General features: G+C 49.6%; 15 protein-coding genes. 11 read left to right on the top strand and 4 right to left on the bottom strand.

What is annotated here, in order from left to right:
- From NYE58_RS27545 to NYE58_RS27525, 5 genes are all read left to right on the top strand, one after another.
- Window positions 1-966 carry an MTP-1 family protein gene (locus NYE58_RS27545; RefSeq protein ID WP_341003567.1) on the top strand — a complete coding sequence of 322 codons (966 nt, stop codon included), beginning with the start codon at window positions 1-3 and terminating at the stop codon, window positions 964-966.
- A 427-nt stretch (window positions 967-1,393) separates the two neighbouring features.
- The gene (locus tag NYE58_RS27540; protein ID WP_341003566.1) at window positions 1,394-2,953 is read left to right on the top strand and encodes an extracellular solute-binding protein; all 1,560 of its coding nucleotides are present in this window, start codon (window positions 1,394-1,396) and stop codon (window positions 2,951-2,953) included.
- Window positions 2,954-3,030: 77 nt separating this feature from the next.
- Window positions 3,031-3,945, top strand: a complete 915-nt coding sequence (locus tag NYE58_RS27535) for an ABC transporter permease (protein ID WP_341003565.1) — start codon at window positions 3,031-3,033, stop codon at window positions 3,943-3,945.
- Between the two features lie 15 nt (window positions 3,946-3,960).
- Window positions 3,961-4,842: a carbohydrate ABC transporter permease gene (locus NYE58_RS27530; RefSeq protein WP_341003564.1), complete on the top strand. Its 882-nt coding sequence runs from the start codon at window positions 3,961-3,963 to the stop codon at window positions 4,840-4,842.
- 18 nt (window positions 4,843-4,860) lie between these two features.
- The gene (locus NYE58_RS27525; RefSeq protein ID WP_341003563.1) at window positions 4,861-7,104 is read left to right on the top strand and encodes a helix-turn-helix domain-containing protein; all 2,244 of its coding nucleotides are present in this window, start codon (window positions 4,861-4,863) and stop codon (window positions 7,102-7,104) included.
- Window positions 7,105-7,351: 247 nt separating this feature from the next.
- Here the strand turns inward: NYE58_RS27525 and NYE58_RS27520 are convergent, their stop codons facing one another.
- Together NYE58_RS27520 and NYE58_RS27515 are read right to left on the bottom strand one after the other, a co-directional pair.
- Entirely contained in the window at window positions 7,352-7,900 is a 549-nt protein-coding gene (locus NYE58_RS27520) for a hypothetical protein (RefSeq protein WP_341003562.1), read from the bottom strand.
- A 140-nt stretch (window positions 7,901-8,040) separates the two neighbouring features.
- Window positions 8,041-8,208 carry a hypothetical protein gene (locus NYE58_RS27515; protein ID WP_341003561.1) on the bottom strand — a complete coding sequence of 56 codons (168 nt, stop codon included), beginning with the start codon at window positions 8,206-8,208 and terminating at the stop codon, window positions 8,041-8,043.
- A gap of 1,026 nt (window positions 8,209-9,234) precedes the next feature.
- On the opposite strand from NYE58_RS27515, the gene NYE58_RS27510 reads away from it, so the two are divergent.
- Together NYE58_RS27510 and NYE58_RS27505 are read left to right on the top strand one after the other, a co-directional pair.
- Complete coding sequence (locus tag NYE58_RS27510; RefSeq protein ID WP_341003560.1) at window positions 9,235-10,887, top strand: extracellular solute-binding protein; 1,653 nt, start codon at window positions 9,235-9,237, stop codon at window positions 10,885-10,887.
- Between the two features lie 230 nt (window positions 10,888-11,117).
- Window positions 11,118-11,681, top strand: a complete 564-nt coding sequence (locus NYE58_RS27505) for a glycosyl hydrolase-related protein (RefSeq protein ID WP_341003559.1) — start codon at window positions 11,118-11,120, stop codon at window positions 11,679-11,681.
- Between the two features lie 86 nt (window positions 11,682-11,767).
- On the opposite strand, the gene NYE58_RS27500 is transcribed toward NYE58_RS27505, so the two are convergent.
- Both NYE58_RS27500 and NYE58_RS27495 read right to left on the bottom strand, forming a co-directional pair.
- Window positions 11,768-14,086, bottom strand: a complete 2,319-nt coding sequence (locus NYE58_RS27500) for an AraC family transcriptional regulator (RefSeq protein WP_341003558.1) — start codon at window positions 14,084-14,086, stop codon at window positions 11,768-11,770.
- Window positions 14,087-14,288: 202 nt separating this feature from the next.
- Window positions 14,289-17,576 (bottom strand): S-layer homology domain-containing protein, encoded by a 3,288-nt coding sequence (locus NYE58_RS27495; RefSeq protein ID WP_341003556.1) that lies wholly within the window; start codon window positions 17,574-17,576, stop codon window positions 14,289-14,291.
- 245 nt (window positions 17,577-17,821) lie between these two features.
- Between NYE58_RS27495 and NYE58_RS27490 the strand changes: the two genes are divergently transcribed.
- The 4 genes from NYE58_RS27490 (at window position 17,822) to NYE58_RS27475 (ending at window position 24,840) form a co-directional block, all read left to right on the top strand.
- Window positions 17,822-21,067, top strand: a complete 3,246-nt coding sequence (locus NYE58_RS27490; RefSeq protein ID WP_341003555.1) for an alpha-mannosidase — start codon at window positions 17,822-17,824, stop codon at window positions 21,065-21,067.
- Between the two features lie 114 nt (window positions 21,068-21,181).
- Window positions 21,182-22,786: a discoidin domain-containing protein gene (locus NYE58_RS27485; protein ID WP_341003554.1), complete on the top strand. Its 1,605-nt coding sequence runs from the start codon at window positions 21,182-21,184 to the stop codon at window positions 22,784-22,786.
- 198 nt (window positions 22,787-22,984) lie between these two features.
- A complete protein-coding gene (locus NYE58_RS27480) occupies window positions 22,985-23,920 on the top strand; it encodes an ABC transporter permease (RefSeq protein WP_341003553.1) in 936 nt (311 codons plus the stop codon).
- 47 nt (window positions 23,921-23,967) lie between these two features.
- The gene (locus tag NYE58_RS27475; protein ID WP_341003552.1) at window positions 23,968-24,840 is read left to right on the top strand and encodes a carbohydrate ABC transporter permease; all 873 of its coding nucleotides are present in this window, start codon (window positions 23,968-23,970) and stop codon (window positions 24,838-24,840) included.
- The last annotated feature ends 19 nt before the right edge of the window (window positions 24,841-24,859 follow it).

Below are 24,859 nucleotides of genomic sequence, written 5' to 3'. Positions count from 1 at the left end.
ATGAACTTTCAGGAACAACGAAAGCAATTCGAAGAGACCAAGACGATTTATGACAGCAAGAAGCTGCAATTTCATGGAGTCGAGGGGTTCGATGTCTACAATCCCTCCCTCCCCTTTCCATGGGAAGATAAAACCTATATCTACGGCCGTGTGGAAAAACGCGAGGAGTGGGCACGCTCCTGGGTGAGATTGTTCGAGCAGACCGGGGAGGACGAGTGGACGCTGGTTCAAGACAGCATGATTTATCAGCTGGAGGACCCGTATATCAGCATCATGGACGGAACGATGATTCTGGGAGGCACCCATGTCCGCTACAAGCAGGGCAAGGGAGAGACCTACTACGGCTATTTTTACAGAGGCACGGATCTGAATAATCTCTACTATTTCACGACCGGCCCGGATTACATGAAGGATATTCGCCTTGTTCAATTGAAGGACAAGCGGATTGGAGTGTTCTCCAGACCACGGAGCGAAGAAATCCGCAAGCGTTACGGCAGTGAATCCATCGTCGGGTTTGCGATCATTAACAGTCTGGACGAACTCACGGCGGAGGTGATCGAGAACGCTTCGGTGATTGACGGCCTGTTCGGGAAGGATGAATGGGGCGGCTGCAACCAGGCTTACTTGCTGAGCAGCGGCAAGGTTGGCGTCATCGGACATAAAAGCTATCTGGACAAAGGCGAAGACGGCCAGGAAATCCTAGTGTATCTGAACATCAGCTTTGTATTCGATCCCGAAACGCATAAGGCGCAGGAGCTCAAGATTATCGGTACCCGTCCTTGCTATCCGGCTGGACCGGCCAAAAGACCTAGCCTGATCGATTGTGCCTTTACTGCCGGCATTGTGATGCGCGAGGACGGCAAAGCGGATCTGTACAGCGGAATCAGCGATGCCGAGGCCGGAAGAATTGTGATTGATTATCCTTTTGAAGGACATGGGGAGATTCTGTCCACACTGGTGGGCTGATCCTCTACATCTGCTCTATTCTGAAGTCCCGCCGGACATCTGCGGCGGGACTTCAGGCTGGGGCGAAACAGCTTTGTCATTGACGGTACTGGGACATATTGAGCTCTGCTTTATGTGACGGACAAGGCAAAACAGCTTAGCGGCCAGGAAGATTAGGGCGGAATATATAAGTAGCCAATCAGCAGGGCCACTGGCCTTCGCCTGATTGGCTCTTTCTATAAACAGTGCTGGCTCCGCTTCCCGGCATCCGGCCATCCTTATGCTGCCGTCACTGCAGAAACCGCGTCACACCGGTTTTTTTGCGGGATAGACAATTATTGAATATGCGAAAATAGTGAAAATTTACAACCTTGCCTAAACATTGAATACTGAATACAGGCGGCAGATTTCGCAGAATTCCGTCAATCAGAATTGAGGGGGAAGAAGCATGAGCAAGAAGTATAAATGGGCTGCAAGCCTGTGTGCAGCTACATTGATGGCAACGTTGATTTCGGGATGCGGTTCAGGTACGTCGAACAATGAAACCCAAACCGGGAAAGACTCCAAAGAGAAGGTATCGTTTTCGTTTTTTGCCAAATTCCCTAATACCTATCAGCAAATCATGAAGGATTATAATGACAATATCGTGTATCAAGAACTGGAGAAGGAAACCGGAGTGCATATCAACTGGGTGCATCCGCCTGAAAATCAAATGCAGGAGAAGTTCACCCTAATGATTGGGTCGGGGGACTATACAGACCTAATTCAGGACGACAATTCGTATCCGGGCGGCCCGGACAAGGCCATTCAAGATAAAGTATATCTTAGATTGAACGAGCTGATTGATGAACACGCTCCCAATTTCAAGAAGATTCTCGATACCTATCCGGAGATCAAAAAAGAAATTACGACAGACGAAGGCAACATCTACGGGTTTCCGATGATTGAGCTGGAGCAGCAGCCAGCATGGTATGGACCGGTTATCCGCCAGGATTGGCTGGATGAATTGAATCTGCCTACCCCGGAGACCCTTGATGACTGGTACACAGTTTTGAAAGCGTTTAAGGACAAGAAGGGGGCAACCGCTCCATTTTCTTTAGATAATAACGGATACCCCGCAAATGATGCATTTGTAGGTGCATTTGGAGTCAATAGCGGGTTCTTTCAGGTCGACAACATAATTAAATATGCTCCGCTGGAGCAAGGCTATAAAGATTATCTGGTTATGATGAACAAATGGTACAGCGAAGGACTTGTCGACCGTGACTTTGCGACCAGCGGCAACCAAAACAAGGAGAAATATCTTGCCACCGGCAAGACGGGCGCAACGATGTTCGGGTTCTATGAGCTGGACCGGCTGGAAAAAATATCGGGCGATCCCAAAATGAAGCTGGTCGCCATGCCGTACCCTTCCTTGAAGAAGGGGGAGAAGCCGCATTTCCGCCAGTATAACGGCCATATCCGCGGCAACTATGTCGCCATCTCCTCAAAGGCGAAGCATGTGGAGGAAGCTGTAAAATGGCTGGATTATTTCTACAGTCCGGAAGGGCAGGTTCTTGCCAACTACGGAATTGAAGGGGAGACCTACACCAAGGAAGGAGACAAGTATCTCTTTACGGACATAGTTACAAAGAATAAAGAAGGCGTAAAGCCGAATATTGCCTTGGCTAAATATACTCTGCAGGGCGCGTCCACCGTGCGTGACTGGAGCCGTGAAATGTTCCTTTACACACAAACGGAGAATGAAGCCTGCTCCATCTGGAACGACAGCGCAACCGCCGATTATCTGCTGCCGCCATTTACAATGAATCCTGCAGAGGGTGAAGAAAACTCCAAAATCATGAGCGACATTAATACCTATGTCAGTGAGATGGCCCTCAGATTCATCATCGGCGACGCTTCCTTCGATACGTATGACCAGTTCGTGCAGAAAGTGAAGTCCATGAATATCGACAGAGCGATCGAATTGCAGCAGGCGGCATTGGATCGTTATCAGGCACGCAAGTAAGGAAAAAGGGGGAGTTGCTCCCCCTTCTTAATATTTAGAGATTTTTACACCGCTCAATCTGGAAAGGAGCAGGCTTCATGCGTATAACGCCAAAGGAAATCCGCAAGGACTACAGTAAATACAAATATGTATATTTTATGGCCGTGCCGGTAGTGGCCTATTTTATTATTTTCGCGTATATCCCGATGTACGGGGTGCTGATTGCCTTTCAGGACTATAATCCGATGCGCGGCTTTTTGCACAGTTCGTGGGTGGGCTTCAAGCATTTCACCAACTTTTTTAACAGCGTCTATGCCTTTCGCATCATTAAGAATACATTGCTGATCAGCGTGTATGATGTGATTTTTGGCTTTCCGGCCCCAATATTACTCGCTCTGCTCTTGAACGAGGTCAGAAAGAAGATGCTGAAGCGTACGGTACAGACCTTAACCTACATCCCCCACTTCATCTCCATGGTAGTGGTTGCAGGACTGATCATTGATTTCACAAGTTCGGGCGGCCTTCTCTCCAATCTGGCGCTCTGGATCAGCGGACAGGAAGGGAATCTCTTATCCTATCCGCAATATTTCCGTTCCATTTATATTGGCTCCGGCATCTGGCAGGAAATTGGCTTCGGCAGCATTATTTATCTGGCCGCAATTGCCGGCATCAATCCGGAGCTATATGAAGCGGCCACCATGGATGGAGCGGGCAGATGGAAAAAAGCAGTATATGTAACTCTGCCCTGCATTGCTCCAACGATCATTATTTTGTTCATCCTGAGATTGGGCAGCATTATGAATGTAGGCTTTGAGAAGATCCTGCTCCTCTATTCCCCCTTGATCTACGATAAAGCGGATGTAATTTCCACCTTTGTCTACCGCAAAGGGTTGATTGACTTCGATTACAGCTCCAGCGCCGCAATTGGCTTGTTCAATTCCGTCATCAATTTCGTTCTGCTGGTGGGAGCAAACTGGCTGAGCCGCAAATTAACCCGGACAAGTCTATGGTAAAGAGGGGGAAGCATCATGAAGACATCGCTTGGCGATAAAGCATTCGATTGGATAAACGCATTATTTCTATGCACAATGGCTGTCATCTGTGTAGTACCGCTGTTACATGTATTGTCGGCTTCATTCAGTGATCCGGGGAGTATCACCCGCAGCCAGGGGGTCATGTTCTGGCCGCGGGATTTCACGGTGAAAGGCTACGAACTGGTCTTCAGCAATAAGAGTATTATTTCCGGATATGGAAATACGATTTTTTACGTGACGGCAGGAACCCTGGTTAACCTTCTGATGACTTCACTGGGTGCGTATGTTCTGTCGCGCAAAGACTTTCTATGGAGAGATTCCATTACGATTCTGGTGACCGTCACCATGTTTTTCAGCGGAGGGCTGATTCCGAGCTACCTGCTGGTTAAGGGTGTCGGCCTGCTCGGGACCCGCTGGGCGCTAATCATTCCTTCCGCCATCAGTGTCTGGAACTTAATCGTTCTCCGCACCTCGTTTGCGTCCATTCCTGCAAGTCTTGAGGAATCTGCACGAATCGACGGTGCCAATGACTTTACCATTCTCTTCCGCATTGTTCTGCCGCTCTCTAAGCCAGTTCTGGCGGTTATGTTTCTATTCTACGCGGTCGGTCACTGGAACGAGTGGTTCAGCGCCATGATTTATTTGAATGACCGCGGAATGTTTCCACTGCAACTGATTTTGAAGGAGATTCTGGTGGAAAACCAGATTGCCAATATGACTACCTACCAGTCGATTAATGTCAATGATACAGATTACTACCGGCCGCTGATTAAATATACGACCATTGTCGTCGCAACAGTTCCGATTCTGTGTATGTATCCGTTTATTCAAAAGTACTTTGTGCAAGGGGTCATGATTGGCTCGCTGAAGGAATAGATTTTGAGGGGGTCGCAGATGGGACTCGAACGATATTCCTGGCGGAACAAGCTGTTTCCAAAATATCTGCTCTCGTATTTTATCGTGATCTTGATTACACTCATCATCAATTTTGGCGCATGGCTGAGTTTCATCCAGGCCACAGAGACAGAAATTGAAAGTTCGCATTACAATGCCCTGGAGAAAGTAAAGGAGCTGACGGATGCCAAGCTGCAGGAATTGTACATGACATACGTTCAGACTGCGATGGACAGCAATGTTCAAACCATGCTGCAATGGGAGGGACCCTTGCAGCCAAGACATATTTTGACCTTGGTTCAGATCCAGAAAAAGCTTAACAGCTACGAGCTGGCAAATCCGGTTATCGATAATATCTATTTATATTTTGAACAGTCGGATGTGGCGATCTCGGTTAACGGCCAGCATTCTGCCGAACGCTTTGTGAATTCCGTTCTTCCGCATAATCAGGCCTTGGCCGGAGCGTGGATTGAGAAATATTACAGAGGCTTCATGCTGTACCATCCCATAGAGAATCGGAACGCTATCGTCTATATTCAGCCGCTCACCAATCGGATAAGCAGCACCGCTCAGGGAAAGCTCATTATCCTGATCAGGCAGTCGTCAATTGATGCCCTTATGCAGAATATGAGACCGGAGCCTCAAGCGCAGCTGTTTATCCGCCCATCTTCCGAAACGAACACGGACTACGGACCGAATGCCGTGGTCACAACCGTCGATTCTAACGTGGGGGATTTCACCTATGTCTCTCTGATCCCGAAAAGTATATTCTTCTCAAAAGCGGCGAGATCAAAAATTCTCTTCACCTCGAACCTTTTGGTCTGTATTCTGATCGGGAGCGTTATCGCCTATCGGTTCGCGAAGCGAAATTATACTCCGGTCGAGAAGCTGATCCGCTCTATGGAGCAGGAGGTTAAAGAATTCAGGGGGAAAGCGGACAACGAATATGATTTTATTCAGCGGGCCTTATCGAAAATCGTCAAGGAGAAGGATCAATTCGCGTCAAAAATAAGTCAACAGGGTGAGATTCTGAGAAGTTATTTTCTGCAGCAATGGATGAAAGGGAGCATTAATCCCGATTCGATCTGTGAGATCGCCAAGGTATACGGAATTCCGATTGAGGATCAAGATGCCTACCAGATCATCATCATTAATATTCACGATCTGAATTATTTCCTGTTTAACGAAAATATGGAGAGATCTGCCGACGAGAATCTGGCATTATCGCGGTTTATCCTGAAAAATATCATGGAAGAATGCATAAACGAGACCCATCAAACACAGTTCTTCGATTCGGATCAGTATCTCATCGGATTGATCCGGATCGCAGGGCGGGACGTTCATTCGCAAGGACAGTTGAAGGCAGCTATTAGCAAGGGGAAGGACTTTATCGAGAGTAAATTCAGAATCCGGATTCTTGTATCGGCTAACAGCTCTCCCGTCTATTATAAGAATGTTGCTAGGGCATACGAGGAAGCGAAGGAAGCTATGGATCTGCAGGTCTTGCTGGGGGAAAACGGTATCCTGTTCTTCAATGAATGGAAGAAAGGGGAGGAAATTAAAGAAACGGGCTGCAACAATCCAATGCAGGATCAAGCGAAGATTGTTCACTTCATTCTGAAAAATGACTGGGTGAAGGTAAGGGAACTAATGCATGCTATCTTTGTCAAATGGTTCTCGCTGGAACTGTCCTCCATTCAATTGGTGAAGAGCCGTATGTTTATGGTCATCCATTCGTTGACGGGTGTCTTTGAGGACCCGAGGGTCCTATTCGGTAAGGAGGCGGCTGAGAAAATTCGTCCTAACGATCGATTATTTAAATGCCAGACGCTTCAAGAGCTGAGGGATGAGGCCACTCTGATCATAGATGAGTTGGAGAAAATAGCCAAGGGAGCTAGTACTACCAGCGGTGAAGACTTATATAATAAGGCAGTGGAATATATCAACCGAAATTATACTCAGCACGAGATCACGATTTCTGGTATTGCGGAACGTTTTGAAGTAAATGTCTCGTACCTGTCAAAACATTTCAAGAAGCATATGGGGATCGGCCCTCTGGACTACCTTCAGTTTGTCCGCGTTCAAAAAGCCAAAGAGCTTCTAGTGGAAACCGATAATAACGTAAAGGATATTATGCTTGAGGTCGGATTTGTAGACAATGTCAGTTTTATACGAGTGTTCAAGAAGTATGAAGGGACCACTCCCGGCGCTTATCGCAAAACTAACTTCACATCTTTTCAATGAGGGACTACTGAAGCAGGGTTCGTATCACGTCAGAGGCGGCCGAGCGCCGGATGGACATATCTATGGGGAGATTATTACGATCTGGAGGCTTTGGTTCGCATGCAGGCGGGAATCAGGGCATATTGGTGTTTGCAAGCTGGACAGGTACTGACTCACAGGGAACAGTTGCATATCGGCAAAAACAGACGGGGTGAAGCGGTTAAAGCCGCCTCATCCCGTCTGTTATGGTTTTGCCCGTTTACGGATTTTAATTATTGATTACGCTGTCGATCGTCAAAGTAGCCTTGTCCTCGAAGCGCACGCGGTACTCAAGCTTGTGCCCGGGCTGGGTATGGTTGAAATCCAGGGTGAAATCCTGGTATTGATTGGCGTCTGAGAACGGTTGGCGGGTAAGCTGCCTCTGAATGATGGTCTCGCCGGTAGTCGCATCCCGGATGTCGATTGTGGCGACTACATCATTGTCGGCGCTGTTGTTGTTCACCTTCATGAGGAAGGTGATCTTGTGTGCACCGGCAGGAACGTTGGCATCATAAGGGCCATACAGCATAAAGCCGCTTTTGTCCTGTGCCGGGTCCGCCTGCCAGCCGCCTTCGACTGCGCGTCCGACGGTACGGCAGATTACGGAGCCTTCAGCTTCGTATTTGCCGATGTTCTTCGTAATCGTTACCTTGTCGATATTCACAGCGGAGTTGTCGTGATAGTAGGCTCTGAGCTCAAACTCGTGACCGGTGGTATTATTGAATGCCAGACTGAAATCCTGGTGTTGGCCGCTTGCCTTGAACTGGCTGCGATACACATACGATGTGTATCACAGCCAGTTGTGTTGTCCCGCAATTCAAGGGTGAGGACTTTGTCGTTGTTGCCGGCCAGTGAATCTATTTTGATCCGGTAAGTTGCCGTCAGCTTGCCTGCAGGATAAGTAGAAGCATACGGTCCTCAGAGCATAAAGCCGGGGCTGTCCTGAGCAACGTTTGCTGTCCAGCCATTGTCTTCCGCGCGACCGACACTATGGCTGAACGGGGAAACGGCATAGCTCGTATTCTCGGCTTCCAGGCGCGCGACGAGCGTGTCCGGATCAACCGGCAAACCGTTCTGTTCTCTCATTATTGGAAATAAGTATCGGTACGGACAAAGACGACATACAAGCCTTACGTGTGCCGGCAGCATTAGCGTCGCCCCCGAGTTTCGACCATCGCCCCGCTCGACAGGATCAGCGGAGCACCGATTATTATCAAGGTGATTGTGTTCAGCATATCGTTTTCTTCTTTATATGGTAGCCCCGTGTTAATGTAGTTCACCAAAGAGTTTTGTTTTTGAAGATAGATCTTACATATTTTAGTGATGTAAATATGGGCTCCTCGGTACCAATCTGAGTTTTAATACACAGTTGATTTCACCCAGTTCATGTTTCTCTTTTACGATATCTGAAAATTCGATTTCCAGCATAAAAAGCGAATTCATAGCCACAGTAAAAGAAGTTTGAAGGATTTCACCCTATAAAAAAGCACCTCATCACTCGGCTAGCTTCATCTCGAGAGTTACTGGGAACAACTGCTCTTTCGCTGTTTTGCGCACTTGTACGTTCCTGCGTATCCCGCCGGTGCATTGACGTAATCAACTACGCCACCACGCCGGACTGGCGCGTCCAGGTGCGCGCGCTCACCAACAACGGTCGTCTACTGCGTTTCAAGAGCCGTTGTACCAAAATGCTAAGTCAGATATCAATTTGATTGAGCCAACAACAATTTTTCGGGGCGTTCACAAACCGAATGCAGTGGTTGAAGTCTGCCAAAAAGGAAGTTCGACTGGCTTGGGCCGTTAAGAGATTCATCCAAGTCGGAAATGGCTGAAACCACCTGAATCAGGCTTTCAAAATGGTACATGTTTAACCCAGCGGCAATAAAATCCCTTCGTTTTTCCAGATCCGTTTCTATAATTCAAGTAACATAAAAACAGCGTGCTCGCAGGTACTTTATCGGTGGCTACTGTTTATTTGTCATTGAGAGGATAGGAATGAGGATTTACGCTGGGCAGCGATACAAGAACCCTATCCATCATGATTCCGCTAAGCCGTTCATGCTATACTGGTGGGGAATAAAAGTGTATACAAGAAGAACTGGAGGGCTGTCTATGGAGAAGTTCACAGCACGCGTATTCCTGGTTTCATTATTAATTATCCTGAGTGGCGGCTTGCTCACTGCTTGTTATAGTTCAGAAAGGAAGGAAGGTGGCAAACAGCAGCCGGCAGCGGTGGAGCCAGTAACCTTAAACATTATGCTGTGGGGAGACAAGCCCAAGCAGTTCGACGAGGTGGTGGCCGAATTCGAGCGGCAGACGATGGATACGCTCCATCTGAGGCTGAACATTACATTCACGCCGCAGGCGGATTATGTGAACAAACTGAAGCTAAAGCTTGCTGCAGGCGAACAGGTCGATATTGTGTTTGATGCGCCTTGGATGAACATGAACACCTTTATCGCGGAGGGCAGCTATGCAAATCTAGATCAATATTTCGGCAACGATAAGTACCCGGGGCTGAAGCAGGCGTTCAGCAGCATGTACATGGATAATAACAAAATCACCGGACCAGACAATCAGATTCACTCCTACGGTCTGCCACTAAGCCGGTATCTGGGTGAACTGAGTACACTTTATTACCGCAAAGATTTGGCTGCTGCATACGGTTTACCGTCTATTGAGACCTATGCGGATTTACTTGCTTTTTTCGACTGCGTACTTGCAAATGATAAGACACTCACCCCTCTAGTGATGAAGAATGACGGAAGCTATGGGGCGAACGATTTGATTTGGGGCAATCAGGATAGCCCTAGCAGACTGGGGGCCGGCATATGGGATCTTAATCTTGGGCCTTCTGTCTCTGCATCGGTATTTCTGAAGGATCATCAAATCAAGGGTATTGGGTTAAGCGGGGAAAAGGATGAGGCGCTTGCGAATTTTCCGGAGCCGTATAACCACTATGACGACTCCTGGCTTGTCACAGTTCGGGAATGGCATGACAAGGGTTACATTGAAGAGGAGCCGATTGTTCGCAAATATGCTCGCGACTGGTTCACGTCCGGGAAGGCTGCGGCGATGATCGAAGGAGTGTCCAATTTCGAAGCGATCAATGTTCAACTGAAGGCCAGTGTGCCGGATGCTGAGTTGGGCATTTTTTTTGTGCAACGCCAGATGAGGGACAAGCTGCAGCCCAACGATCTTCTGCCCGTCAATTCACGTGCGTGGAATTATTTATGCCTCCCGGAGGCTTCGGCTCATAAAGAGAGTTCCATCTTGTTCCTCGACTGGCTGTTTGCCAGCCAGGATCATCATGACCTGTTTGAGTTGGGCATTCCGGGGAAACACTGGAATCCTGTCGGCAAGGACAAATATACGTTGCCTGAAAATACCGATATCAGCCAGAACTATACATTTCCCGGTTATCTAATGACCTGGAACCCGAATTATATCCGCCTGTCGGCAAGTGTGCCGGATGAGTTGATTGAATATTACCTGTACCAGGCCGATGAAAAGTCCTATTATGAGTCGCCATTTGCTAATTTCGTATTCAACCAGGCACCTGTCCAAGCGGAACTGGCCAATCCGAAATTCAGCAGAATCCGAGCCGAGGATCTCGCCTATGAACTGGCAATGGTGGACCATCCGGCCTCAAGCTACGCGGAGTTACGGAAGAGCCGTGAAGTGGATGAAGCATTACAGCAGGATATCAGGAAGATTAAAGCGGAGTTGCGGAAGCAACTGCAAGACTATTTGGAATCTAAGTAAATATAAGAATACTATATTGGCGAGAATCCCTTTACCAGCTGACCGGGCGGAGTAAAATCTTCGTCTCGTTGGCGTTTTTTTGTGTGCGGACGGCCTACAATGTAAATAACCCATGTATCCCGATAACCCGTCAGGTAACGGAAAAGCGCTTTTAAAAAATATAAGGAAGGTACATCGAAGGCCGCATCAGGTACCGGTATCGCGAGTCTCTGCCGCTCAATGAATGGTCAGTGGCTGACGATAAGGATGGGAATAATGGAGTCTATCCGTCTGCCATTGCGGATGGCCGGAAGCTTCATCAAGGGGATGACTGGACAGGCAGCGACGTATACCTGTGGCTGCAGAGGAAAGTACTGGTGCCTGCAGCTTGGCAGGGCAAACGGGTCGTAGGACTGTTCGACTTCGGACGGACAGGCGGAGGCAACAACAGCGGCTTCGAGTCGCTGCTGTTTCTGGACAGCAAGCCTTATCAAGGGGGGGATTCCAACCATCAGGAGGTGTTTCTGGAGGCGGATGCCGCCGGAAGCGGCAAATCCCTGATCACGAGCGATGCTCCGAACATCGCCATCGATGCTATCAAGCTGGCCGAGGATGGCAGCGGCTGGATCGTCCGGCTGCATGAATATACGGGAACACGCTGCTCCGTAACGCTCAGCATCGATTACTCCGTTGCCTCGTGGCAGGCCTACGATCTGATGGAGCGGCCGCTGGAGGCGGAAGCGGTGGCTGGTCCGGCCATCCGCCTCGACTTCAAGCATTATGAAATCAACACCTTCCGAATTACATTAGGCTGAGGATCATAGCCATTCCAAAAACAGATGATACCGGATTATCCGGTATCATCACAAAGGGAGCGCCAGTTATGGCGCTCCCTTTGCTTTCAATACCGGGAATCCAACCGCTTGATAGCTGCCTGCTCCCGGAATACAGAGGGTGAAACCCCGTATTTTTTCTTAAACAGGGTAGAGAAGTAAGTGATATTGTAGATGCCGACCGTTTCGCTGATTTTGGCGGCCGTTTCATTGGTGGTGAGCAGCAGTTCCCGTGCCTTCTCAAGCCGGGTATGGTTCAGGTGTTCGCTGAAGGACTGCCCGGTGGAGCCTTTGAACAGCTTGCCGAGATAGCTGGGAGACAGCCCGGCAAAGTTGGACACGAACTCGAGGGACAGATTCGGTTCGGCGTATTGGTCCTGGATGTAATTTTGCACTTTTTCGATTACGCTGTTGTGCTTTTGTGCGTTAAGCCAATGGTTCTTCTCTTCTATTAGAACGCATATGTTGGCGCAGTAGCTTCCGAAGATATGGGTGATACGCTCCAGGCTATCCGCTTCTTCGATATCAGTTATGGCATCCAGGTATTCATTGAAATTGGTTTCCGGCAAGAACTGCAGATATTCAAAATGCTTCAGCAGCGAGAGCAGCAGCTGGGTACAATAAGTGATCATCTGATTGCAGGAGCCAGCAGCGACTACTCCGATAAACTCTTGGATACTTTTCTGTATGGCGTCTGCCTTCCCGGACTGTACAGCTTCAATCAGCTTCTTTTCTAGGGTAGTCGGATAGCTTAAGGCTGTCATCAGATGCGAACGGGTTGTGGAAGCATCCAGAATCGACTCGCTTCCGTATATCAATCTGTATTTTACGTACTGCTGGGCCGAAGTGAAGGAATACTGCATGTTTTTCCTACCGTACACCATATCCCCGACTCCAATGGAGACCGTCAGTTTGAAATAGCGGTTCAGGAAGCTCTGCACACTGCGCAGGGCTTTATTCAATTCTCCGGGAAGCTCATTCATTTCGTACTGGACGATCGCCACCGCCTCGTTCTCCTCAGTAATCAAGATGTCGCAAGCTCCGAATTGCTCCAGTATTTCTTTGGCAATGTTGCCAAGTGCGAAACGGAGCAGAGGCTGCTGCTCGGCACTTACCCGCTTTTTCACGGCTTCGATTTCATCAATCTTGAACACAATCACAGAAAAGTAAGGTCCGGACATCTTTTCTTCGATACCCTGAATAATCTCTTCCGGGACCGCAATATCGCGTGTGTGCCCTTTGAGGAGTGCCTGCAGATAATGCTCCTGAATCGTTTTTGAGGAGAGGCTGATGACGAATTGCAACGACTTCTCTTTTTCCTCCAGCGTAGTGAAGACCTCTGCCAGAACCTGATATTCATCAATGAGTGGAGATTTCGGCAGGTTCAGCGATTTCGGCTTGATGATCTCAAAAAGAGAGGACATCGGCTTGTACATGTTTTTGGTCAGAAAAACGGAGATTAACAAACCGGCAAGCACAAGCACTAAAGTCACCATCACGGTGACGGTCCGAAGCGCACGGATGTTGGAAATCAGCTTTTTATAGGGGGAAGCGCTTACGAAATACCAGTTCAACTCTGATGACTTTACATAAGTGACCAGATGCTTCTCCTCGGCAATAGTGGCCGTGAAGCTGTGTTCCGGCTCATTCTCCCCGAGAATCCGCCGGACGTAATCCTCCCGGGACATATTCTCCATGAAAAGGTCTGAATCGGTATGTGAGAGCACTTCTCCCTCACTGTTCATCACGAACACATTGTTTGCAGAATCGGCTTTGCTGATATTGCGGATCGTCGTCAGAATCGACTGCTCCTCCACATTGATGTAAATGAGCGGATTCGCCGAGGAATGCAGCGAATAGTCCGGATAGAGCAGGAAGGTCAGAAACTGCAGCGGATTATTATTGTTGATCCCTTTGACGGATAGCTTACGCGGATAGAATTCCATGTATTTTTGGGCGCTGATCGCATACAGGGATTTGTCAAACGGAAGTCCGGAGGTATCCACATTGGTGTCGGTGGAAGGGCGGTAGATCCCGATGCTGTGAATGAAGGGATACGCGCTCTTGATCTGTGACATCTGCCGGAAAACATGGTAATTTATCGTCTTGTCTTCCTGCATGCCATTCAGGAAAGAGATCACCTGCGGATCGTTGATCAGGGAGTTGCCGATAGTCATGACCTGGTTATAAACTACATCGGAGGCATAGCTGATTTGGGACAGCATTAATTTGGAATTCTGGTCAATCTCATTGACTGCGCTGCGCGAGAAAAGCGAAAAAAGAACACTCGAAAGCAGACTGACGGTGATAAGAACAAGCAGGAAATAAGAGATGGTAAGCTTCTGAAATGTTTTGTACCGGATAAGCCGGCCCAGGGTGTTGCGCATGTATGTTGCCTCCAATGCTGCTGAACTTGCCTCTTAACTATAGGACAAAATTGGTGAAAATGGTACTGCCTTGCTTAAATATGAAAGCTATTCTGCTTTTTTGAAAAGCACAGGGATGATTAGGAAAGCGAGAAGACCAGCTCTCTGATTAGGAGCTGGTCATTTGGCTTTGATCCGTCTTTGACCGAATCGGTAACGGTCCCTATCTATGCTGCTCCAGCATTCTCAGCAGCAAGGTCACGGCTTCCGCTCGGGTTGCCGCATCATTCGCTGCGAATAGGCTTCCTCCACGACCGCTGATAATGCCGAGTTCGTGAACATTCTTTACCGCTGCTTTGGCCCACTGAGGGATATTCGCGTCATCAGCGAAGTCCGTATCAGTGGTCTGATGCATCGGCAGTTGAAGCGCCTTGGCAATCATGACTGCCATCTCCGCTCGTGTGATGACCGCATTCGGGCGGAAACTGCCGTCCTCATAACCGCTGACGATACCAGCTCTGACTGCTTGGGCGATCGAATTTATCGCCCATTCTCCGATCTCGTTCTGATCCTTGAATGTTGTTGTTGCCTCAGTATTTTCCTGCTTCAGCGCATTCATCAACATGACCGTGAATTCAGCGCGGGTGACAGACTTGTTTGGCTTGAACGAACCGTCCGGATAACCGCCTATCAGCTTCATGTCCACTGCACTGATGATGGCGCTCTCTGCCCAATGCCCGGCGATGTCCAAGAACTTCGGTAAAGGCAGATTCGGCTGTATGCTTTGGTCCTGCCTCACAGCCAGTACCGCGAATTTGGTGAAGTGATCCACCTCGGCAGTGATCCGCTTACCCTCGATCTTGCCGCCGATTTCAACCCATGTTTTTTCAGCTTCGTTATAGTAGAAGATCGCGACCCTTTGACCTTCCTGTACCTCCGACGGATCGAACTTCAGTGATACCGTGACCGGATTCTTGAAGTTGCCGGAGATATTCTTCAGGATCTCGAACACATCGCTGACGATTTTCCCCTGATCCGTCTTCAATAGTGCTTTATCAAGCAGCCTTGCTATTGTGATACGAAGTTCCTGATCTGCTGCACCCGCAGGCACTCTGACGAGAGCCGCATCTTCAAGGCCGACCTCACCGATTCTACCGGCAGGGATGATGATGCTGCCGCTGGCTGATTTGATGACGGTGTTGTCGACAACCGGAACATTATCATGAACCGTCGGTTCTGAAGGTACTGCTGGTTCTGATGGTGTTGAAGGTGCCGCCGGCATCGCGGTCGCAGCCGCAGAATAATCGCTCTCACCTTCAGCGTTTGCAGCCTTTACCGCGAACGCATAACTCGTGTTGTTCTCAAGACTCGTTACCGTGTAGGTCGCGCCCGTCACGCTTGCCTTTACGAGCTGCCAGTCAGCGGGATCAAGCGGCGCAGCTGTACCTGCATACTTGTACACCTTGTATCTGTCCGCGCCTGGCGAAGCATTCCATGCCAAGGCCACCGATGCATCGCCTGCCGATGCGATGAGGCCGCTTGGCGCCGCCGGCACCGGATTTCCCTCATCATTGCTCAGCTCCACTGCCGGTCTTGCCGAGAGTTCGCTGATGCGGAACGACTTATTCTCGCCTCCGATCGGGAACAGCTTGATAATGAAATTCTTCTCGCCATTCCAGCCGGTTGCCTTTCTCAGATCGAAGCTGAATTCGCCTGTTTTATCCGTGTCTCCCTGTATCTTAATATCTCCTGAACCTTGGCCTGCTTTTGTATGAAGCTTAAGCGCCCACAGGGTCCCGGCGTCCAAGCTGTCAATCTTGATTCGAAGGATGGGAAGATCGGTAAGATTGTAAGTCACCGGAATCCCTGCATATCCGAAAGATCTGCCTGCACCCGATACGCTGATCTCGCCGATGCCGTCGGTTGCTATGATTTTGCCGTATCTCAAGTCTGTCCAGTCCGAAACGTCGGTGAAGTCCTCGATCTGCATCGGCTGAACACCAGCAGTTGGCAACATCTCTTGGGCATAGGTCGTGGAATCGCTTCCAAGTATCCGTGTATACACGAGAACTGCCGTCGCACCGCTTGGAACCGGTGTTTTGTCGAACAGATAGCTGACGTCGCCCTCACCCGCCGGGATCGTTGCGATCGGCAGGGCTTCGGATAGCTTTCCGCCTGCATTCCCCCAGTACAGTGCATATTCCTGCTCGTAGACCGGCACGCTCGTAGGTGTGATGCTTAACGTACCGCTTAGCTGATAGCTGGACGATAGGGCACCCGATAGGTACAGCTTGCCAAGTGACTGATTCGCCAATTCGTGGATTGGTTTTGAAGGAGCCGAGGGGAGAGATTCGCCTTCAGCATTCACGGCTGACACCGTAAACGTATATTCCCCGTCCAAGTCCAGTCCTGTCACGGAGATCGGACTCGAGGGCCCTTCCACCGTCTTGACGGCTTGATCACCTTGCCATGCGGTTACCTTATAATTCAGGATTGCACTGCCGCCATCATCCTGAGACGGGGTGAAGACCACTTGGGTCAATCCCTCTGCGGAAGCCGTATAGACATCGCGAGGTGCACCGGGAACAGTCTGGCCTACACGGCCTGTTAGCGGGAGGTCTACGACCAATTGAACTGGATAATGATCGGAAGGATAAAGACCATTCTCATGATTATAATTGATCTCAATGGAATGAATCCGCTGAACATTGCGCTGGAAAATCCAATCGATATGTCCTGTATTCGTTAATCCTTCAAAGTTACTGAAGGTACCATCGTTATCCGTATAGGCATGACCGGCACCGGCCCAAGTATCATTCAGGTCGGATTCTTCCAGCGTTTTGAAAGCTTTGCTGTCTTCCTGCACATTCAAATCGCCCCCGACAAATACGGGTACATCGGGTGAGATCACATATTTGGCGATTTGATCCAGAATAACGGAGGCACCTTGGACCTGGGCGCCTTCAGTCAAGCCGAAATGGGTATTGAAGTAATAGAACTCAGCTCCCGGGTTATCTTTTGCCTTAAACTTGGCCCAGGTGCACATGCGGGGCCAGGCAGGATCATAAGAGCTTTTGCTGCCCACGATATCCGGTGTTTCGCTTAACCAGAATTGTCCCCATTGCACCACATCGAATTTATCGGAACGGTACATGATGTTGTTATACTCCTCATCCGTATTGCCAAAACGTGAGGTCCCAACCGAAGCATAGGTTCCGTTCAAACTACTGAGCAAATCATTAATCCCTTGCAGATGGCCTTCTTGCATGCCTAGCACATCGGGGCCGAACAAATCGATTGTTCGAGCGACCAGGGCTTTTCGATTCTCCCATTCCTCTGCTTCCTTCCCCGTACCCCCGTTGCGGACATTGAATGTCATTAATTTCAGATTGTACGAGTCCAAATCTGCAGCCTGTGCTTTTGGTGCTGAATGGGTACCTAACTCAAATCCGGAAAAGATGAGCATTGCCACAAGCAACAGGATCACACGCTTTCTTCCATTCGTGAGCATTCCCTTTCCCTCCTAATCTAATATTATTACTTCTCTTTTAATGTAAGTTAGGCAGGAAGTAATATCTATTTCGAAAACGGGTCCGGGGTTTCAAATATAAGGGAAAACCGTATTTTAAAAGGATATGCAGCGATTTGAGATATACAGTGTTCAGTTACTATTTTAGCATGAAGGAGCAAGATATGAGTCTGGATGGTTTCAATAGAGACGGGTAATCGAAACAAATAGGAGGGGAAAAATCAAGCATGAAATTCGTTCTGCAGAAGTTGGAGGGCCGCATCCGGGAGCTTGCCGGATTAAGATACCGCGAAAGCCGGACATTGGCTGACGTTTATATTGCTCCGGATGTGAAGGATTTGGCTGAAGTGCGTCAGCAGTTGGAAGGTGGAACGGCGGTTCGTGTTGGTGACCGCTGGGGGGGCAGAGACCGTTATGCCTGGTTTATCACGGATGTCGAATTTCCGCCCGACTGGAAGGGGCAGGATGTCATTGGTCTCATCAAGCTGGGGGATACAAGCGGAGGGAATACCAGCGGGTATGAAGCACAGGTGTATCTGGACGGAGAGCCGTTGCAGGCGCTTGACCGCAATCATGCGGAGCTGTTTTTTCCGAAAGATGCAGTGGAGAGAGGCTATGCAGAGCTGGCCATTTATGCGTGGAGCGGACTGAAGGCGCCGGACGGGCGCATACCGTTTGATCACCGGATTGATTCGCTGAGCCTTGCGGTACTCGATGAGGCAGTGGACGACCTGTATTATACGTCGATGCATATGCTCCAGACTGTGAAGCAGCTGGATGAACGTCAGCTGGAAAGACATGGGCTGACGGACGCACTGGAAGCGGCATTCCGCCAGTTGGATTGGAGCAGACCCGACTCGGAGGCGTTTTATACCTCTGCGGCACAGGCACGCCAAATACTGCGCGGGCGTCTTGAAGGTATCCCGCGGGGGCCCCGTCCACAGATAACGGCGGTCGGACACTGCCATATCGACGTGGCCTGGCTGTGGCGCCTGCAGCATACGCGTGAGAAATCAGGGCGTTCGTTCTCTACAGTGCTCATGTTAATGGAACGTTTTCCGGAGTATGTGTTTCTGCAGTCACAGCCGCAGCTTTATGCCTATTTGAAGAAGGATTTTCCGATGCTGTATGCCAAAATCAAGGATCGTGTGCAGAGCGGAAATTGGGAAGCTACCGGGGCTATGTGGCTGGAGGCAGACTGTAATATTCCGTCCGGAGAATCACTGGTCCGCCAGCTTCTGAACGGCAAGCGCTTTTTCCGGGATGAATTCGGCGTGGATAACCGTGTGTTATGGCTGCCTGACGTATTTGGCTACAGCTGGGCGCTTCCGCAGATTCTGAAGAAGAGTGGCGTCGATTATTTCATGACGACCAAAATCAGCTGGAGTCAATATAACCGTTTCCCTTACGATACATTTACGTGGAGGGGGATCGACGGGACGGAAATTCTAACGCACTACATTACCACGCCGGATAACGGCAACAACTCGTACTATACGTACAATGGCAATGTGACGGGTGCTTCTGTTCAAGGGTTATGGGACAACTACCGCCAGAAGGATATCAACAATCAGCTGCTGCTGGCTTACGGCTGGGGAGACGGAGGCGGGGGGCCGACCCGTGATATGCTCGAGGCTGTAAGGCGGTATGAGGATATGCCAGGTGCTCCCCGGGTCAAGGCAGGGGGAGTGGAGGTTTTTTTTGTGCAGCTTGAGAAGCAGCTCAAGGACCAGCCGCAGCTTCATTTATGGGATGGTGAGTTGTATCTCGAATCCCACCGTGGAACGTATACCTCCCAGGCCTGCAACAAGCGCTTGAACCGACGGATGGAGATGCTGCTGCATCATGCGGAATTCTTGAATGCATTCGCGCTTGCGTTGAATCCGGAGTATGCCTACCCGTCAGTGCAGCTGGCTGACAGCTGGGAGATTGTGCTGCGTAACCAGTTTCATGACATCATTCCGGGATCATCGATTCATGAGGTTTATAAGGACAGCAGACTCGAATACGAGAAATCGGAGCAGTTTGCGCTTGCCACGATTGAACAAGGGATTCGTAGCTTGAATGGAGCAATTGGCCGCGAAGCGGAGGGGAAGGGAAAACCTGTCCGCATTTTTAATGCTCTTGGCTGGAAGCGCTCATTCCTTGCAGAAATCGATATAGATGATGCAGAGAATTTCTCATGGCATACGGTAGAAGGCTTCAAGCTGGATGCTCAGGCTGCGGTAAGTGAACAGGCGAATCTGACAGCTTTATGCAAAGTACTGGTGGCGGTTCGGGATGTGCCCGCTTACGGATATACGACCATTTATGGACGTCCCGAAGCGGAGCATGAGCAGCTACGCAATCCGGCGGGTATCGGGCTGGAGTCTTCTGGATCATGGAGCATCGGTACCGGCCGCCTCGAAACCCCTTACTATAGTATTCTTCTGAATGATGCAGGTCAGATCGCATCGCTCTATGATAAACAGGCCAAACGTGAAGTACTGAAGAAGGACCAGCCGGCAAACATGCTGCAGGTATTCGAAGACAAGCCTATGGCGCATGACGCTTGGGATATCGACATTTATTATCAGGAAAAAATGACCGTTGTGGACGGACTGAAGGAGCTGTCTGTGCTGGAAGCCGGCCCGTTGCGAGGCGTGCTGAAGCTGGTGTACTGCTACCAGAGCTCTACGATCGAGCAGTATCTAATTGTGTACCGCGATCATCCGCGCATTGATTTCAAAACCCGGGTGGACTGGCAGGAGCATCAGCAGCTGCTGAAAGCAGCCTTCCCCGTGGACATCCGCTCAACCAAAGCGACATACGAAATTCAGTTTGGCAACGTGGAGAGGCCGACACACTGGAATACAAGCTGGGATTATGCCCGATTCGAATCCGTTGCCCAGCGCTGGGCAGATTTATCCGAAGGCGGATATGGCATCAGTCTGCTGAATGACTGCAAATACGGGCACGACATCCGGAATCACGTCATCCGTCTGAGCCTGATCAAATCCGGCGTTTATCCTGACAGCAATGCCGATCAGGGATTGCATGAGTTCACGTATTCACTGTATCCGCACAGCGGGGGATGGTATGAAGCGGAAACACATCAGGCAGCGTGTGAACTGAATGCGCCGCTGATGGCAGCTGCGCTGCAAGATGGCTCCAGGCTCCCCGATGAACTTGGAATGATACAGACGGACGCCCGTAATGTCATGATCGATACTGTTAAAAAGGCTGAATTTGGCAACACGCTGATTATACGGCTGTATGAATTCGGAGGGATTCGCACGAAAGCATCCGTAACGGTTGATCCGTACCTCGGTGAGCTCTGCTCGGTGGAGGAAACTGACCTTATGGAAGAGCATCCCTTTGCCCTCCCTTTTACCGGTCAGCAGATCGAACTCGCTTTGGCGCCGTATGAAATCAAAACGTTGAACCTTGCCCTATCCCATTCTCAGAATTTGATAGCCGCAGCCGATTTTTAAAGGGTGAAAAACTGCAATTTGTAAGGGAATGCAGGATTTCGAAATTTACAGGATCAAGGCGGCTATTCTAGCATGAAGGAAGCAAGCGAGGTTTCATAAATGGGGAGTGAATAGATGATGAAGAAAAAGAAATGGATGGCACTGCTGATGTTGGGTGCTTGGGTCTCCGGGCTTGGAGGCATGGTGGCTCCGGGATCAACGGCAGAAGCGGCGGAAGTGACGCAAACGGCACGGCTGAAGCTTATGACATTTAATGTGCGAAACCTGCACGGAGATGACGGAACTATAAACTCATGGGATAACCGTAAAGACAAGGCAGTGAATGTCATCAATTCATTTGGTCCTGATATTGTCGGCATGCAGGAGGCTTATGCTGTACAAATCGATTACTTTATAAGTCATCTGAACGGAAACTACCAGTCACTGGGAACCTCAAGATACGGGAACAAGACGGATGAATACTCCAACATCGTATACCGGGCAGATAAATTCCATGTCCTGGAATCCGGCCAGTTCTGGCTCAGTGAGACGCCCGATGCCGTCGGAAGCCTCAGCTCATTTGATGACAAGTGGCCCCGAATATGCACTTGGGCCAAATTCCAGGCGAAAGACGATCCGAGAACCGTCTTCTATTATTTCAATACCCACTTCTCTTTGAACAGCAGCGCCCGGGCGCTATCGTCCCAGTTGATCTTAAACAGGGTCTCGGAGGTTGTGACTTCACCGGATACGCCGGTATTTATTGGCGGAGATCTTAATTCTCCCGAAACTGAGAGCGCTTACTCCATCCTTGAGCAGTCGGATTTCAGCGATGTCTGGACCCAGAGCGGGCATGACTTCAATAATGCTTCTACCGTCAGTAATTATAACGGCAACACAACAGGCCACCATATTGATTGGATTTTCCAGCGTGGTGCCGGAACCGTGGAGTCGATGGATATCAACCGTTATAACGAGAACGGATTATATCCCTCGGACCATTATCCGGTGCAGTTGACTATCCAAATCCCCCGCACAGCTAAAGCTTTGCCTGCCGGTTACGTGAATGTTGCGGCACAGGGAACCGCCACGGCGGATGGTTATGTGCAGGGAGAAGCACCTAATAAAGCTATTGACGGAACCGTCCTTGGCAACAGCAAATGGTGTGCAACCGGACCCGAGCCGCATTGGCTGCAGATTGATCTTGGCAAGAGGGTTAACCTGTACCGGTTTGTGGTGAAGCATGCAGCGGCAGGCGGTGAGACGCCAAGCATCAATACCAGGAACTTCAAAATCCAGGTCAGCGATAACGGCAGCGCCTGGACCGATGCTGCAGCAGTGACCGGAAATACGCGGGACATTACCCTGCATGACGTCAACACCTTTGGGAGGTACATCCGGGTCTACATTACAGACGCCGGAGCCCTCAGTACCGATACGTCAGCGCGGATTTATGAGCTGGAGGCCTACGGTTTGGATAAGGGTGCAGTGTTCTATAAGGATGGAAGCTATGGCGGTTATGCGGTGTCACTGGCTCCCGGCAGCTACACGCTGGCGGCTCTGCTCGAAGCGGGCATCCAGAATGATGACATTACCTCGCTGCGCGTATTCGGCGGCGCGGCAGTGGAATTGTATGAACACGACAATTTTCTGGGAGCCAAATTAGTCCGGACAGCGGATGATTCGTCTTTAACTCCAGAGGGTTGGAGCGATAGAACGTCCTCAATCCTAATCAACTGAGGAGACGTTCCAAGAACGGCTTTCATATTTCTAAAGGTTTGTACGATATATGAAACCGCTCCGCCGAATTTGAGGGTCCGGTCACCGGATAGTTAAAGCAATATCCGGTATTTGAAATAGCCAGCAGCCGGAATTTTGCTTAAAGTTACGTCATAGCAAGCAGCCAAAGCACGATAACGTTAACGGGAGGATTTGAAATTGGAAAAGAAGCTTCGTCGACGCAGGGGGGTTCTAGCGGATATACGGGCCAACGGCACATCCTATCTGCTGGTTTTGCCGGCAATGGTCTACACATTTATATTCGGGTACATGACCTATCCGTATATGCTGATCGCCTTCCAGCGGTTCAATTACACGAAAGGTATCTTCCACAGTGATTGGGTCGGTTTTCAAAACTTTGAGTTTTTCTTCCGGTCCAATAAAGCGCTCACAGTCACTTTTAATACGATATTTCTCAATCTTTTGTTTATTTTCTTTGGCACGCTGACGGCACTTGCTATCTCACTGCTGCTTAACGAGCTGCGCAAGAAACTGTTTGTCAAAATCAGCCAGTCAGTCATGCTGTTCCCGAATTTCATCTCCTGGATTGTCATCAGCTATGTGATATACGCCTTCTTCTCCATGGATATGGGGATTGTGAACCAGATGCTGAACAAGCTCGGTTTTGCATCCTTCAACTGGTATACGGAGCCGAGGGCATGGCCGGTGATCCTGACGCTTATGCATGTCTGGAAGGGCGCCGGGATGAGTGCCGTAATCTATCTGGCTACCATTACCGGCATTGACGACACCTTGTACGAAGCAGCCCAGATCGATGGGGCGAACCGCTGGCAGATGTGCAGGAAGATTACGCTTCCGCTGATGATGCCGACGGTTGTCATCCTGACGCTGCTCTCTATCGGCAAGATCATGTACGGCGATTTCGGGATGATCTATGCCTTAATCGGCGATAACGGAACCCTTTACCAGACAACAGATATTATTGATACCTATGTATTCCGTTCCTTGCGCCAGATTGGCGATCCTTCGGAAGCGATGGCCGTCGGACTGTTTCAGTCCGTGGTTGGCTTTATCCTCGTCTTCGGCACCAATACGATTACCCGCAAATTTTTCAAGGACGGCGCACTTTACTAGAATTTTTAGGATGCGTAGGATCAACACAACTTTGAGGAGGAGACAAGGTGAAAAAAGGCTCCATCAGCACTACCATTATGTATGCCTGCGTTACCCTGTACTCGGCACTGTGCCTGGTTCCGATGCTGCTGGTCCTGATGATCTCGATTACGGATGAAGATACGATCCTGAAGAACGGCTACAGCCTGTTTCCGGAGAAATTCTCCCTGTATGCCTACAAGGTAATCTTCACCGGCGGATCACAGGTCCTGCACAGCTATATGATTTCCATCTTCGTCACACTCGTCGGAACGGTCCTGGCCGTTCTGATCACATCCATGGCCGGATATACACTGGCCAACAAGAGTGTGAAGTACCGCAACGCCCTGTCACTCTATTTTTTCATTACGATGATCTTCTCCGCCGGAATCGTGCCCTGGTATTTAATGAACCGCTCACTCGGGCTCACGAATAATATCTTGGCGCTGATCATTCCTTCGCTGCTGTTCAGCCCCTTCAATCTCTTTCTGGTGCGCAACTTCATGAACGGGGTTCCGGACTCTCTGCGGGAATCGGCGACCATCGACGGAGCGAATGACCTTACGATCGCCTTTCGCATTTATCTTCCACTGTGCACGCCCGTACTCGCCACCATTGCGCTCTTTTACGGGCTTGATTACTGGAACAACTGGTGGAACGCCATTATGCTGATTAACGACAAAAGCCTGTATCCGCTGCAATTCATGCTGCTACAATTGAAATCCGAAATCAGCATGCTCAATGAGATGACGATGCTGGCGGGAGCGGGTGACGTAACCCTGCCTGCGGAATCCGTCAAGATGGCCACTGCGATTGTCACGATCGGACCGATCATTTTTCTTTATCCCTATCTGCAGAAGTATTTTGTCAAAGGACTGGTCATTGGATCGGTTAAGGGCTAATATAATCCCTTCGGGGTTT

The sequence above is a fragment of the Paenibacillus sp. FSL L8-0708 genome, assembly GCF_038009325.1.
In the GTDB taxonomy this organism is placed as follows: domain Bacteria; phylum Bacillota; class Bacilli; order Paenibacillales; family Paenibacillaceae; genus Paenibacillus_AQ; species Paenibacillus_AQ odorifer.
This window is presented reverse-complemented; position numbering and strand designations above follow the sequence as displayed.